Source organism: Intrasporangium sp. (assembly GCF_030452765.1).
Lineage (GTDB): Bacteria > Actinomycetota > Actinomycetes > Actinomycetales > Dermatophilaceae > Intrasporangium_A.
The window spans coordinates 1-14,463 of sequence record NZ_JAKDLO010000123.1 but is presented as its reverse complement, the minus strand read 5'-3'; the positions used below and the strand labels follow the sequence as shown (position 1 = coordinate 14,463).

At 67.6% G+C, this 14,463-nt stretch carries 8 protein-coding genes and 1 CRISPR repeat array; of the genes, 1 reads left to right on the top strand and 7 read right to left on the bottom strand.

The genetic code is table 11. The features are described from left to right. Positions 1 to 19: 19 nt before the first annotated feature. Positions 20 to 2,527: a CRISPR direct-repeat array (repeat unit 36 nt; unit sequence GCCGCAATGAAGCCCCGCCCTGACGACGGGGATGAG). A 363-nt stretch (positions 2,528 to 2,890) separates the two neighbouring features. The 7 genes from cas2 to L0H79_RS14925 all read right to left on the bottom strand — a co-directional run bounded on the left by cas2 (position 2,891) and on the right by L0H79_RS14925 (position 12,155). Then, positions 2,891 to 3,175 carry a CRISPR-associated endonuclease Cas2 gene (gene cas2 / locus L0H79_RS14955; protein ID WP_301485429.1) on the bottom strand — a complete coding sequence of 95 codons (285 nt, stop codon included), beginning with the start codon at positions 3,173 to 3,175 and terminating at the stop codon, positions 2,891 to 2,893. A 6-nt stretch (positions 3,176 to 3,181) separates the two neighbouring features. Beyond that, positions 3,182 to 4,846, bottom strand: a complete 1,665-nt coding sequence (gene cas1, locus L0H79_RS14950; RefSeq protein WP_301485428.1) for a CRISPR-associated endonuclease Cas1 — start codon at positions 4,844 to 4,846, stop codon at positions 3,182 to 3,184. A gap of 9 nt (positions 4,847 to 4,855) precedes the next feature. After that, positions 4,856 to 6,283 (bottom strand): type I-U CRISPR-associated protein Csb2, encoded by a 1,428-nt coding sequence (gene csb2 / locus L0H79_RS14945; protein ID WP_301485427.1) that lies wholly within the window; start codon positions 6,281 to 6,283, stop codon positions 4,856 to 4,858. A gap of 3 nt (positions 6,284 to 6,286) precedes the next feature. Beyond that, positions 6,287 to 7,252, bottom strand: coding sequence for a type I-U CRISPR-associated RAMP protein Csb1/Cas7u (gene cas7u, locus L0H79_RS14940; protein WP_301485426.1), 966 nt, complete (start codon positions 7,250 to 7,252; stop codon positions 6,287 to 6,289). Then, positions 7,249 to 9,429, bottom strand: a complete 2,181-nt coding sequence (gene csx17, locus L0H79_RS14935) for a type I-U CRISPR-associated protein Csx17 (protein ID WP_301485425.1) — start codon at positions 9,427 to 9,429, stop codon at positions 7,249 to 7,251. The genes cas7u and csx17 overlap by 4 nt, the downstream gene beginning before the upstream one ends. Then, entirely contained in the window at positions 9,426 to 11,927 is a 2,502-nt protein-coding gene (gene cas3 / locus L0H79_RS14930; RefSeq protein ID WP_301485424.1) for a CRISPR-associated helicase Cas3', read from the bottom strand. Before cas3 ends, csx17 begins: the two co-directional genes overlap by 4 nt. A gap of 72 nt (positions 11,928 to 11,999) precedes the next feature. After that, on the bottom strand, positions 12,000 to 12,155 hold the full coding sequence (locus L0H79_RS14925; RefSeq protein ID WP_301485423.1) for a hypothetical protein: 156 nt from the start codon (positions 12,153 to 12,155) through the stop codon (positions 12,000 to 12,002). A 486-nt stretch (positions 12,156 to 12,641) separates the two neighbouring features. Here L0H79_RS14925 and L0H79_RS14920 point away from each other — a divergent pair. Continuing rightward, on the top strand, positions 12,642 to 14,463 hold a 1,822-nt coding region (locus tag L0H79_RS14920; RefSeq protein ID WP_301485422.1), incomplete at its 3' end, for an ABC transporter ATP-binding protein.

Below are 14,463 nucleotides of genomic sequence, written 5' to 3'. Positions count from 1 at the left end.
TGTCGTCGCCGTGGTTGTAGCCGCAATGAAGCCCCGCCCTGACGACGGGGATGAGGCGGCGATGGGCTGGCCTTTGTCGTCGCCGTGGTTGTAGCCGCAATGAAGCCCCGCCCTGACGACGGGGATGAGAAGGTGGAGCGCGGAAGCCGCCAAGCTGGAGCATACGCCGCAATGAAGCCCCGCCCTGACGACGGGGATGAGTCCCGATCGTCTCGAAGATGAACGGGTGCGCAGTCTTGCCGCAATGAAGCCCCGCCCTGACGACGGGGATGAGACGGTGCAGGACGGCGCGACATCGGATGCGTACCTGCCGCAATGAAGCCCCGCCCTGACGACGGGGATGAGGTCAGCAGCGCCGCCGTCCGCGTCTCCAACGCGATAGTGCCGCAATGAAGCCCCGCCCTGACGACGGGGATGAGGAAGACAGGATCGCCTGTCGTGGTGCCGAGCGGCTCGCCGCAATGAAGCCCCGCCCTGACGACGGGGATGAGGAGCCCGTCACCGTCCTCGGCGGGCTCGGGGTAGGCGCCGCAATGAAGCCCCGCCCTGACGACGGGGATGAGCCGGAACACAGGCGGCATCGTCATCCCGATCCTGTCGCCGCAATGAAGCCCCGCCCTGACGACGGGGATGAGTTGTGAGCCACGCCGGCGGGTTCGTCCCCGCCACGCCGCAATGAAGCCCCGCCCTGACGACGGGGATGAGCACGGCCGCGATGATCAGCGCGGGCTCACGACCCCAGCCGCAATGAAGCCCCGCCCTGACGACGGGGATGAGTCACCGGCTACGACGTGGCCGGGAACACCAGGCGCATGCCGCAATGAAGCCCCGCCCTGACGACGGGGATGAGACAGGATCGCCCGCGCAGGCAGATCACCAAGCGCGCGCCGCAATGAAGCCCCGCCCTGACGACGGGGATGAGCCGGGTGGGTGCCCTTGTTCGTGGCTGGCCTGGCGCGTCCAAGCGCGCGCCGCAATGAAGCCCCGCCCTGACGACGGGGATGAGCTGCCGCGCATAGGGATGCAGCACAAGGTCGGTCGGCAGCCGCAATGAAGCCCCGCCCTGACGACGGGGATGAGTCCCCATCGCTTTTCTCATACGTCGCCAACGCCGTGTACGCCGCAATGAAGCCCCGCCCTGACGACGGGGATGAGGGCCGAAGGACTTCACGAATCGGCTTCCGTCCGCGATGCCGCAATGAAGCCCCGCCCTGACGACGGGGATGAGCACCACCACCATCGGTGACTACGCCATCATCACTGACGCCGCAATGAAGCCCCGCCCTGACGACGGGGATGAGTGTGCGACACGTGGGATGACGCGTACGGGATCGAGGTGCCGCAATGAAGCCCCGCCCTGACGACGGGGATGAGCCTGGATCGTCGGACCCGTCAGCGTCTCCGTCACCTGCCGCAATGAAGCCCCGCCCTGACGACGGGGATGAGGGGCACGCCGCGCAGATGCGCATCGCCGCGACCGTCGCCGCAATGAAGCCCCGCCCTGACGACGGGGATGAGCGTCCCGGCGGCGCTCACCTATCACGGCACCGAGGTGCCGCAATGAAGCCCCGCCCTGACGACGGGGATGAGCACGAGGAACACTAGAGGACAACTTGCTTGAGAACGCCGCAATGAAGCCCCGCCCTGACGACGGGGATGAGTCGCTCGTGCCGATGGATGCCATGTCCAGTGTGTCGCCGCAATGAAGCCCCGCCCTGACGACGGGGATGAGGTCAACGGTGCAGATGGCTACGGCGTGTGCGGTCTTGCCGCAATGAAGCCCCGCCCTGACGACGGGGATGAGTCACCGAAATCGCCCGGCTGACCGGCATCTCCGCTGCCGCAATGAAGCCCCGCCCTGACGACGGGGATGAGGAAGACAGGATCACCGGTCGTGGTGCCCACCGGGCTGCCGCAATGAAGCCCCGCCCTGACGACGGGGATGAGCAGCGGTAGCACGCCCCTGTGCCGCCAGATGTCGGCGCCGCAATGAAGCCCCGCCCTGACGACGGGGATGAGTCGCAGCGAGCAGCTCATCACCGTCCTCGCGCTCCAGGCCGCAATGAAGCCCCGCCCTGACGACGGGGATGAGCCGGCGCAGCTCTGTGAGGGCCTCAGTGCGGCTCCTGCCGCAATGAAGCCCCGCCCTGACGACGGGGATGAGCACCGAGATCGACCGTAAGCAGGCCATCGCCTGCTGTGCCGCAATGAAGCCCCGCCCTGACGACGGGGATGAGTCTCCTGGCCGAGGAGGGGTCCCAGTGGCGCATCCTGCCGCAATGAAGCCCCGCCCTGACGACGGGGATGAGCGTCGCGGAGTTGACGGGCTCGTTCCTGGATCTTCGGCCGCAATGAAGCCCCGCCCTGACGACGGGGATGAGATCGGCTGCGACGGTCACCCCCACCACGGTCTCCGGGCCGCAATGAAGCCCCGCCCTGACGACGGGGATGAGGCGGAATGCGCTGAACTTGACCGCCTTGTATATGACTGGCCGCAATGAAGCCCCGCCCTGACGACGGGGATGAGCCGGTCAGCGTACTCGAGCCGCAATGAAGCCCCGCCCTGACGACGGGGATGAGCCCAGGCAGGTGGGCGCCGTCGCTCTCATCCCGCTCGCCGCAATGAAGCCCCGCCCTGACGACGGGGATGAGGTGGTGCGGCAGCGGGTCACACCACTCACTCTCGACGCCGCAATGAAGCCCCGCCCTGACGACGGGGATGAGGGCTCGCCCTCAGCGTACTGTCTGAACTGGGCAGATGCGGACGAAGCCGAGCGCTGTTCCCCGTCTGCGGGTATCGAACTGCGCTGTTGAGATGTCAAGGTGCGTATTGCCTGGTCAGGCGGACCGCGAGAGCTGACGCCGGTGGGCTGCTTGGGCTCACCTCTCGCTAGACCACGGTGGGTCCAGAGTGCGGGATCTGTCGCATCACGCCGAGGCACTGCATTCGTACGGTCTCCGGTCGGCCAAGGTCGATGACGACGATCGAGTCCTCCCCCAGATTGAGGACGGGTCGGATGTCGCGCTCCCATTGGGCGAGTTCGGCTCCGCTCAAGTCGCACAAGAAGACGGAGTACTGCAGCCGATCACCATACCCCTCCATCACCTTGCAGGTCAGGCGCAGGCGCCGTGGATGGGCGATGTCGTACGCAATCAGGTAGCGGCGTCTGCTCATGGTCACCTACCTCGTCATCACCGCTGAGTAGTCCGGCAGCTCACCGAGCACCGCCGCCGCGAGGACTCGTGCCTGCACATCCAGGACCCGGCGGTACGAGATCCGATAGCCGAATATGGGATGCGTCAGCAACGTAGCCATCCGCCGCTCGTATGCCGCGATGACGGCACGTCGCCCTTCCGCCGTGAGACGTACCCCGAGGGGGTGTCTGATGAAGTGGCCTTCGCGGACCTCCCCATTGTTGAAGCACTGCACGGTGACCGAATCGGCGATGAGCGGTCGAAACTCTTCCGCCAAGTCGAGCGCCAGAGCGGGTCTGCCGTAGCGCAAGCGATGCAGCAGTCCGAGGTAGGGGTCAAGCCCCGCGCCGACGAGGGTCGCGACCAAGTCTTTGGTCAGAAGCGCATAGCAGAAGCCGAGTACAGCATTGACCGGGTCCTGCGGTGGACGTCGAGTCCGGCCGTTGGCCAAGAACTCAACGGCGAAGGGCATGTTCGGCGACAGCATCCTGTCGAAGTGCTCGAAGTAGATGCGCGCAGCGGTGCCCTCGATGCCCAGCAGCTCCGGCAGTGACACAGCGTCGAGAGCAGCCGCTTCCAGCCCCTTCAACGACGCGACCGTCCGGGCCGGCAAGCCATTCTTGGCATTTCGACGCAGCAGGACACGTTGGTTGTGGATCTTCGCCTGGATCATGTGCACGGCGAAGCGCAGTCCGTGGCTGTGAGCCATGACCTGGCGTCGACGTAGCTCGACGTGCTTGGAGGGCGGCCCTTGAGACCACCCGTTGAACCAACCACCGTAGCTGAGCCAAACGACGATGGCGCCGCGGCGCCACAATGCGGCGAGCGCCTGTGTCGTGACCTGGACGTTGCCGACGACGCACACGTGAGAGACGTCGATGAGCCTGCGGTCGGCCAGCACCTCGCCCTTCGCTTCCACCCTGATGCGCTGGCCACCGACCTTGACCATCGCCCCTTGGGTCGTTACGTACAACGGTGTTGCGTCCGGGTCCCGCGGCACGATGCTCCGCGGGGCCTGATCAGTGCGCTCCAGCAGGGCATTCGTCTCGTCTGGCAGGCACAGACCGACCAGAGAGCACCGAGGGCACTTCCTGTCGTTCACGAGAGGAAGAGGTGCGGCGATCGCCTGGGCTGTGCGGCGAGCCTGCTCGACGAGCTCGCGCACCTCGGTCTCGGCGCCTTCTCCCACAGGCACGGCCACCTTGTCATGCGTCGCCAGATACGAGACGTAGGCCTCGCGCACGTCATATCCAGCCCTGCGCAGCAGGACCGCCTGAGTCAGGACCTGGATCCGGTCGGCGGGCCAGACCCCGTCGCGAGGTGGCCGACCCTTCTTGAAGTCGACCGGGGAAGACGTGCCGTCGCGATGATCGACCCTGTCGACCACGGCAATGACCCCAAGCTCTTGGTCCGCGATCTGCACCTGCGAGGTGGACTGCACGGGCGACTGGTCGGTTGGCTGTGGCATCCGTCCACCACGGTGTTCATTGGCATCGTGCGCCAAGTGCCCTTGGATGGTGTCGTCACTGTCAGCCCATCGTTTATCGACCCACTCGAGGTAGAACAACCGCGGACAGTAGACAAACTCGTTCAACATCCGTGCAGGGATGAGATGCGGGACCTCGGCGTACTCATCGCTCAGTTCGCTCATGGTTTCGCCTCACGCAGGTCGGAAGAGCCCAAAACCGAAATGACTGAGCGCGCCAAGTGCGACGGGGCCACGCACAGGGCGGTCGAGCTCGATCGCCACCCTCCATCCGGGCCGGCGCTTGGACATCACCTCGTTCGGCCGATACCGCCGGAAGCTCTTGACGTCGAGATCTGTGGGATTGCCCTGGATCTCGCATGACTCGAGTTGCACGGGCCCGCCGGGCCAGTCTCGGAAGGACAGTTCGCGTACGATCTCGCGTCGCACGAAGGCAGCAGGGTCGTGGTTTTGTTTGCGGTGCCGGTCGGTGAGCAGCGGTGTCTGTGACACCCAGCGCTTCGCCGACGTCGCCAGTTGGGGCAGCACCTGGTTGGCCTGCCCCATCGCCTGCAGGTGAATCGGGGCAGGAATGTAGCCTTTGGGTGGCTCCACGAGCTTGGCGAGGCTGCGCACTCCGAGCACCGAGGGCAGCAGTTCCTGGTCGATCCCGTGGGGCACCCACAGAGCCACCTCGACGACCGACGTGCTGCGCCGAGTGTGGGGGCAGCCCAACCAGAGCCAGTGTGCGTGCTCGTGCCGGTGGGTCGCGTCGCGATCGTTGTGCGGGCCGGCGATCGACCAGGCGCGGTGCGCGGTGTCCGTCCCGTGATGGTGCATCAGCCACAGGACGGATGAACGCAACCCCCCTGCCGCGAGGATGCCGTTGATGCTTCTGATCGCAACGGGGCCGCCCACCGCCCAGCGAAGACAGGTCGGCTGGGCGACGTGAGGGCTGGCGGGGTGTCGGTCGTCCGGCCTCCCACGCCGGTAGGGCTGCCACCGTGCCCCCTCTGGCAAGAGGCGGCGAGCCTTGCGCATGGCATCTGGCGTGACCTCAAGTTGGCGGCGCGTGACTCCGGCTTGAGGTACCAACACCCGCAGCCCGTCGGCTTCGTCCGCCGGAACTGTCCACGATTCGTCGAGGTCCGGATGTTCGTGAGTCTCCAGCAAGCGTGCCGCGCAGACCGACTCTGCTCGGCCGAGGTAGGGCAAAGCTTTCAGCAGACTGCCGAGTACATGGCGGCTGTCCGGGTCAAGCTCCAGCTCAGGCCACAACACGAGCACCACGTCGTTCGGGTCGATCTGCACCCGAGGGGCCAACGTGTACGCCGTGTCGCGCTTGACGGCTGTGAACTCCGGGCCGGGCAGGTAGTGCCGGGTGTGTGACACCGATGTTGCGGGTAACCGATAGCTCGGGGGCTGCCGAGCGAGCAACGCCAAGGCCTGTTCGACACCGTCGGCATCGAGCGCGGGACAGCGCAGGTGCCAGGTCGACAGCAGGGCTCGCAGGATTCGCCACGCGGAGGGCGGCCACTCCGCCTCGCCGCTGTTGACTGCCCTGTCCCACGCGGTGGCGTGATACTCCCCGAGTGGGAACCGGAGTTCGACGCAGACGGCCATGGGTCAGGCCTTCGCCCGCTTGCGGGCCCCAGTCTGGGACCACACGACCTCGGTCACGGGTCCGAGCAGCTCGCTGCTCGCTGCGATCGCCGCGGTGAGCTGGTCGGCCGCGATGTCGGGCTCGGGGATGCCGTCGAGGGCGGACTCACCACCTTGGCGCACCTCCAGATCGCAGGCCGTGCGCAGCCGCAACGGGCCGCTCCGGAAGAGCCGCGCCAACTCGAAGTCGATGAGCGCATCGAGCAGCTTGCTTCCTACTCCTCCGAGGCCGTATGAGCGGATCTGCTCGTGGTCGACTGAGACGTATGCCGTGATCGTGCGGGCCGTGAACTCGACCCGCTGGTGAGGCACCATGCCGTAGCCTTCGGCGGTGCCACGGTTGTCGTCGACCTTTGGGTTGACCGAGTCGGTCTTGACCCCGCCGGACACGGCCTCCTGGACGTCCTCTGCGTCGATGAAGCAGGTCACCACCCGAGCGATCTTCGGTTGCCAAGGCCACGCTTTCTGTGCAAAGAAGACGCCGTGTACCAAAGACAGGGGATCCAGTCGGAAGACCGCCCGAGCGAGGCCACGATGGTCCATGGCCCGGCCGCTGGCTAGGCCAAGCCAATCCGGCAAGAGGTCGCGACCCGGTGTGCCGTTGATCAAGCCATCCATGATGTACGCCGAGGCCAGACGGTGCGCCTCAAGCCGGGAACTGGTCAAGAAGGTCCCATCCTCGGCAACGACACGAACGTACGGCAATCCGGCCAGTCCTTCCCCCTGATCTGCGGCTGCGGCATCCCAGGTCGTCAGCTCGAGCCGGTTCGCCATCGACTGGGGCGACTCGACGTGCAGCGCCTGCGTCCAGCCAGCGTCGCCGGACGGCTTCTGGAAGGTCGCTGCGCCCAGGTCGGGGAATCCGGTCGGCTGGAATCGACTGCCCAGCACTGGCTCGAGCGGGACGCGGTAGATCGTTCGAGAGGTCATGCGAATGCTCCTTCGGTGGGTGTGGCTCGGCTTGTGGCGGAGCGCCCGCCGCCTTTGTCTAGCGCATGGATGGCATGCAGGGCTCCGGTGGAGGTGGGCGCGCAGAGTGCGGCGAGCAGCCGCACGCCGGGCAACCTCCCTGTGAGGCAGGGTCGGATGTGACTGCAGGTCCTGGCCTGCCAACCCTGCGAGGTGCGTACGCGCACTCGGCTGCGTGCGAGCACGTCGGTGGCTGCGCGACATACCGGATCGACCTGTCCCGCGCGCAGGCGCAGCAGCCAGTCGGGCGCCAGCCCGATGCGCCCGTCAGGTGCCTCCACAGGCGTGCCGGGCGCGAGGACCTGCCCCGACGCAATCGCCTGCAGCACGGCGAGATCGGGCACAACCGTGACGGGCTCGGGCCTTGCACCGTCAGGCAGTGTCTGACTGCCGGCCCAGTCCACGGCGAGGAATGCCAGCAGATATCGCTCGACGAGGTCGTCCCGCAACAGGCCACGTGCCCAGGCATGAGTGTCGGTCCAGTGCGTGCGGTAGGCGTGCCGACGAAACAGCCGGAGGCCGCGATCTGTCAGCGGGTCGTCGACAGGGTGTTGACCGCGCCACACGGCGACATCAGCCAGGGTATCGACGAGTCGACGGCTGGTGAACCCACGCGCGACCGGGGGAGGGCCTGATCCTCGTCGGGGAGCGATCCCCAGCAGCAGATCGCGCATCGAAAGTGTCGACCCGTCCCCTCCCCAGGTTTGAGCCGACGCCACCCCCGACGCCACCCTGGCCTCGGCGCAGGAGTCGAGGATGGGTGCGGCGAGCTCCAGTACCTCACTGGCTGGTGCGCCCGCCTCGCGGATCGACAGGGCACGGCGGTTGCCTTCCGAGCGCGTCGCCGTCATCTCGAGGCGTGTCTGGGCCGCGAGCATGTCGGTCAGTCGCTCCGGGCGCGGGTCGCGGAGGAACCGCAACGCCGCCGAGTCGAAGGCGCGGACCCTGCTTTCAGTTGCCGCCCCGGCCGCCTCGGCGAACGCCTTGGCGCGGACCATGGGCTGTCGCGCCACCGAGACGGTCGGGGTGTTCGCGACCTCTACGGTGTCGAGCAGGACGGCCACGTAGGACAGGCCGTTGCGCTGCAGGTATCCGAATCTCTGGAAACGGCTGATTCCCCGGTCCACCCCGAACGTTCGGGCCGCGCCGTACATGTCGCTGGCCCGGGTCGCTGAGCCACCCTGCCACGAAGCGCGGGCCTCGGCCATGATGTGGCGCAAGTGACGTAGGCCCACGACCTCGAAAACGGGAGCCCACAGCTCGCCCCGGGCCTGCTCTCGTGCCGCGCCGGGCACGGGCCCGTCTGGGCTGGACGTGACCGTGAACGGGATCGCCGCGCGGGCCTGGACCTCTCCGAGCCGGCGCGCGGGCGACGATGCGAACCACAGGACACCCTCAACCATGAGGATAAAGGCCCATGGGTTGACCCGCGCGTCTGCGGATCCGAAGACGGAAGATCCCGGCCCTCCTGCGCCGAGCGGGTCGAACTGCCCGATCGCGGCGCTCTGCAGTCGGGCAGTGGACTGGCCGGTGAGCAGGTCCGAGGCCCACGCAAGGCTCGTCGACCGTGTAGCGCCTAGATCGGGTATCGCGTCGACAAGTCTCTGATGGAAGTTCGAGCTGTAGTCCAGGCGCCCGTCGTTGCCGCCGGTGCCCATGATGGGCGGGAACACGGCGGTCTCGTCGGTGAGGACCACAGTGGCGTCGAGCCAGGGCAATGCCTCGTCGGGGAGCCGATTGCGCAGCTCCTGCACGATCCGTGCCTTGTCCCACATCCCCGTCGCGACGGCCGGGCGGCTCATCACGGCGTCGGCCTCCGCGACCGTCGCGCGGTAGGACGCCAGCCGGTCTCCCGAACTGCTGCGGAGCCGGTCCAGGACGACGCGTTGCGATTTGTCCTTGACGCCGAACCCGCTACCGCCGTTCCAAGGGCTGACAACAGGAGTGGGACGGTAGTGGTCGACGAGGAGGGCGGCCAGGTCCTCGACCGCCGTGCGAACCACGAACGTGTCTCCGCTCCATCCGAAGCGGACGTTCGCGTCGACCTGCTCGCCCACCACTCTGGCCAGGCCCAGGGCGGCCAGGTAGGTCAGCAGGCTCGTGCTTGACAGGCCGGGGCAACGGTGGACGACGGTCACGGGGCACCTCCTGCGAGAGTCAGGCCCGCGCTGGCTCGCCAGTCGGCCATACGGACCAAGGTCTCGAGGTAGGCAAGTCGAAACGGCCCGAGCTCGTCGAGGGCGGCCAGCACCTGCTCAGGCCAGGAGTCGGACCGCCCGGTCTCGAAGATGCCGAGGTCTACACGGGCCTTGGGCAGTTCGTGATCGTCCACACGCAGATCGGGTGTCTCCTCCTGGTCGAAGCAGCCGAAGATCCCTCGGCCGTCGCGGCCATCCCAGCGCGGATCCCGAGCGGTGACCCGCACGTAGCCGTGGTGGGCAGCGACGAGGTAGCGCACCAGCGGATGGAGGCGCCGCGGGACGTCGAGCGCGTCGAGAAGGTCTCCCGCCGCTGGAGTGGAGAGGACAAAGATCGAGATCATCTCGTGGCGGAAGCCGTCCCGATGGGCCACACCACGGACTGGGTCATCACGCCGGACCCGCAAGGGCCGGCGGCCCGGCGACTTCGCCCAAGGCCCGAGACCGGACGGACCTGACTGAGGGTTTGCATCCAGCAGCGCCCGCTGCCAGTCCCGGTGGGCCTTCCCGACGTCATGCAGGTATGCGGCGGCAGCTGCAACCCGACGCAGCTCGGCGTTGATACAGGGCGGGTCGAGCACGTCGGTCAGAGACCGGGCCTGGGCGAGCGTCTCATCAAGGTGCTGCGCCAGCGACACCCACCCCTCGTCCGGACTGACCGCGCCTGGTTCCTCCGCAGAACTACTGCTTTCCGGCAGTGCTGGCCCCTCAACGACTCGCAGGGCGTCGACGTCGACCGCTGCCTTGCTCGTCGGCGCGAAGCCGAGCTGTGGGTCGTAGCCACCCGATGCGTCCAGGACCAGGACGACGTTCTGAGGTTTCAGGACACGCGGGTCGTCGCACCGTTGCCAAGCATCCTCGGTGGGCGCGAACACCCACGCGGTGACATGGCTCTGCGCGAGCCACGCCTTGGCCCGGGCCGGGCTAATGCTGCACCGCCACGCCTCGGCCGGCAGCTGTGCACGCCATTGGTCGTGTCCGACCGGGGTCAGCCAGCCATCGGGCACCCACGCGAACTGGACATCGAGGTCACGCTCTGCCCGGATGTACCGCTGCACGTCGATGTCGGAGCCTGACAGGTCGGGCGTCGTGTCGAAGAGCTGGTCGAGATCGCGGCGCCTCAGGACCCGCAGCCGCAGGTCCGGCGAGGGGAGATCAGCGCCGGCGGCGAGAAGCTCCTCCGAGGTCACCGCAGCATCCTCGAGCTCGGCAAGGCGTCCACCGGCCGCCTCCACCACGAGTTGCTCATAAGGAACCGGCTTATCCGGTCGGGACCACCACATGATGGCTTCACCGGGCGCGAACCGCCCTGCCCGGTTGCACCGTCCGGCGCGTTGGACGATCGAGGACCATGGCGCCGCCTCGGTAACCAGAGTGCGCGCGTCGATGTCGACCCCCGCCTCGATCGCTTGGGTGGCGACCACGATGCCACCAGTGCCGTTCGGGCCTGCGATGTCAGCCAGTGTGCGCATGTGGCGCGCTCGTTCGACACCGCGGAACTGGGAGTGGATGAGCAACAGCGGTGTGGTGCCGGCCACCTTCTGCAGCGCCACGTACGTGGACACAGCTCGGTCGACGGTGTTGACGACAACGAGCGTCAACGTCCCCGGCTGGTGCCGGTCTAGCACCGCGTTGGCGTACTCCTTCGGGTGAGAAGTGGGCGGGAGCTGCCTGATGGTGCGAGTGGCGACAAGACGCTGAGCCAATGAGCCATGGCGGTCGGCGTCGCTGAGGCCGATGATGCTGGCCGCCTCGTCGGGATGTGGGTGGTCGACCGTGTCGAGGATGCGCTCGTCGATCGTTGCCGACATCACTGTCAGACCGGTGGGCTCGGCTGTGCCATACCGGCGCTGGAATGCGGCGAGCTGACGCAGGGTGACAGTGCCCTGAGGGACGAGCTGGATCTCGTCCACGACGATCTGGGCTCCGTTTGTGACGAGTGCGAAGTCGATCGGATAGGACGCGCGGGACAGGCCGTAGCCCCGCAACAGGGCCCGGGAGACGAGCATGTCAAGGGTGCAGATGACAATCGCGTGCCGGTGCAGGTTGGCGCGCCACTCCCTGAGCGCCTCTCGGTCCGTGCGACCGCCCATCATGACGTGGACGAGGACCTCGCCTGCGAGACCCAGGTTAGTGACCCATTCAAGGACCGCTGCCTCCGTCTGGTCCGTCAGCGCCCGGGTCGGGAGCACCAGAACGAGGCGCCGTGGGGTGGCGGCCCGGACCCCGGGATCTGGGTGACACCGGCCGCGCCACAACCAGGGAAGGCAGGCCGCGAGAGTCTTGCCCGCCCCGGTAGGCACGTGGATCAGATCCGGGAGTCCCTCGTCTGCGATCCGTCGCTGGTAGTCGTAAGGCTCCACTGGTGACGCCTGGCTCGTCGCTCGTGCGACGAGGCCGTTGAAGGTGAGCATGGTGCTGTCCCCCTCGTTTGTCATGGTTTGCAGCCAACCACAGCCCACCGACAACCGCTCGACATGCGCCACTGCTCGAGCGGCAGTCGGTCAGAACTAGGCGATGCAGCAGTGACGGGCATACCCGTACCGCTCGGCGTCGGTGACCGAGTGGAAGAAGCGGGCATCGTCCGTTGTCAACAGTCGGTCGAGCTCGCACGCAGTGGTCGTGCAACCGCCAAGCTGATGGATCAGGCCCTGCCTGGGGTCCACGACAAAGTCGCCACCTGCGCGCGGGTTGGGATTGTGATCAGTCTCGGTGTGCATCGCTGAAGTCACTTCTTCCTCAACTCAAGAGGGGGGATGGACAACTGGATGCTTCGAGCCCGTAGACTGGATCTGTCTGGGCCCCCGTCTAGGGCTCGAAGCGGCGAGGCCTGCCAGCCTCGCCGCTTCATTTTTCTATAATGAAACCAGTTCTGTCAAGCCCTACCATCAAGCATCAGAAGTCGCCCGGTTGTCAGTTATGCTGCTCTCGGTGAGGCGGGCTTCATTGCGGGTGATGCTTGATCGTAGGAGTCTCACGGGTCAGAAGATCCTCCCGCCTCCCAACTTTGACCCGCGAGGTGCAAGGTGTCGCTGCCAACGTTTCGGCCTTCACAGCGCAGGCACCGATGGCCATGAACCGCCGGGGGAATCGGCGCCGTGCTCACGTGGTTGAAGGGAGGGTCACCGACAGGGACGACAGGAGGTGCCCCCATGTCAGGCTCACCCTGGATGATGATGCGTTCGCTCTCGCGCGACGCCTCCGTCAAGGACGCCACCCTCGCGCCGGGGACCCGGCGCCGGGTGTTCGGCTACGCACGCCCCTACCGCCGCCCCATCCTGGCCTTCCTGCTCGTCGTCGTCCTCGACGCGGTGCTCGTCGTCGCCGTCCCGCTGCTGCTGAGGGACATCATCGACAACGGCGTCATCCCGGGCGACTCGTCCGTCGTGATCCGGCTTGCCCTCGTCGTGGCCGGCATCGCCATCCTGGACGCCGTCCTGACCGTCGTCTCCCGGTGGTTCTCGTCGCGGATCGGTGAGGGCCTCATCAACGACCTGCGGTGCGAGGTGTTCGGGCACGTGCTGCGCCAGCCGATCGCCTTCTTCACCCGCACCCAGACCGGCTCGCTCGTCTCGCGGCTCAACAACGACGTCATCGGCGCCCAGCAGGCGTTCACCTCGGTGCTGTCCAACGTGGTGAGCAACATCGTCTCGGTGGTGCTCGTCGTCGGCGCGATGCTCGTCCTGTCGTGGCAGCTGACCCTCGGCGCCCTCGTCCTGGTCCCGCTCTTCCTGCTGCCCGCCCGGTACATGGGGCGCCGCCTCGCGACGCTGTCGCACCGGCAGATGGGGCTCAACGCCGACATGGGCAGCCGGATGACCGAGCGCTTCAACGTCGCCGGCGCCCTGCTCGTGCGGCTCTTCGGCGACCCGGTGCGCGAGCAGCAGGAGTATGCCGAGCGGGCCGGGAAGGTGCGCGACATCGGCATCGAGATCTCGCTCAACCGTTCCTTCTTCATGGCCGGTATGACGTTCATCGCCGCCGCAGCGACCGCCATGGTCTACGGCTTCGGCGGGCTCATGGCCGTCGCCGGATCGCTCACCGTCGGTACGCTGCTCGCCCTCGCGGCGCTGCTGGCCCGGCTCTACGGGCCGCTGACCTCCCTGTCCAACGTCCGGGTCGACATCATGACCGCGCTCATCTCCTTCGAGCGGGTCTTCGAGGTGCTCGACCTGCAGCCGCTCGTCGCCGAGCGTCCCGGCGCCCGGCCCCTGCCCGCCGGACCGCTTGGCATCGAGCTCGACGACGTGACGTTCCGCTACCCGTCCGCCGACGAGGTCTCCCTCGCCTCGCTCGAGTCGATCTCGACCGGCGACCGGCGGGCCGGCGGCACCGTGCTGCACGAGCTGTCCCTGGCCGTCGAGCCGGGCCAGCTCGTCGCGCTCGTCGGCCCCTCGGGTGCCGGCAAGACCACCCTGACCTCGCTCGTGGCGCGCCTCTACGACCCGACCGCGGGCACCGTCCGGGTCGGCGACGCCGACCTGCGCGGCATCACGATGGCCTCGCTACGCGACCGCATCGGTGTCGTCACCCAGGAGGCACACCTGTTCCACGACACGATCCGGGCGAACCTGCTCTACGCCCGACCCGACGCCACCGCGCAGCAGCTCCGGGCCGCACTCGAGGCAGCGCAGATCGCCCACCTCGTCGACGACCTGCCCGAGGGGCTCGACACCGTCGTCGGCGACCGCGGCCACCGGCTCAGCGGCGGGGAGAAGCAGCGCCTCGCCATCGCCCGGCTGCTGCTCAAGGCCCCCGACATCGTCGTGCTCGACGAGGCCACCGCCCACCTCGACTCCGAGTCCGAGCTCGCCGTGCAGCACGCCCTCGACGCGGCCCTGCAGGGCCGGACCTCGCTCGTCATCGCCCACCGGCTCTCGACGATCCGGCAGGCCGACCTGATCGTCGTGCTCGACGGCGGCCGCGTCGTCGAGACCGGGCGGCACGAGCAGCTGCTCGCACGCGGGGGCCTCT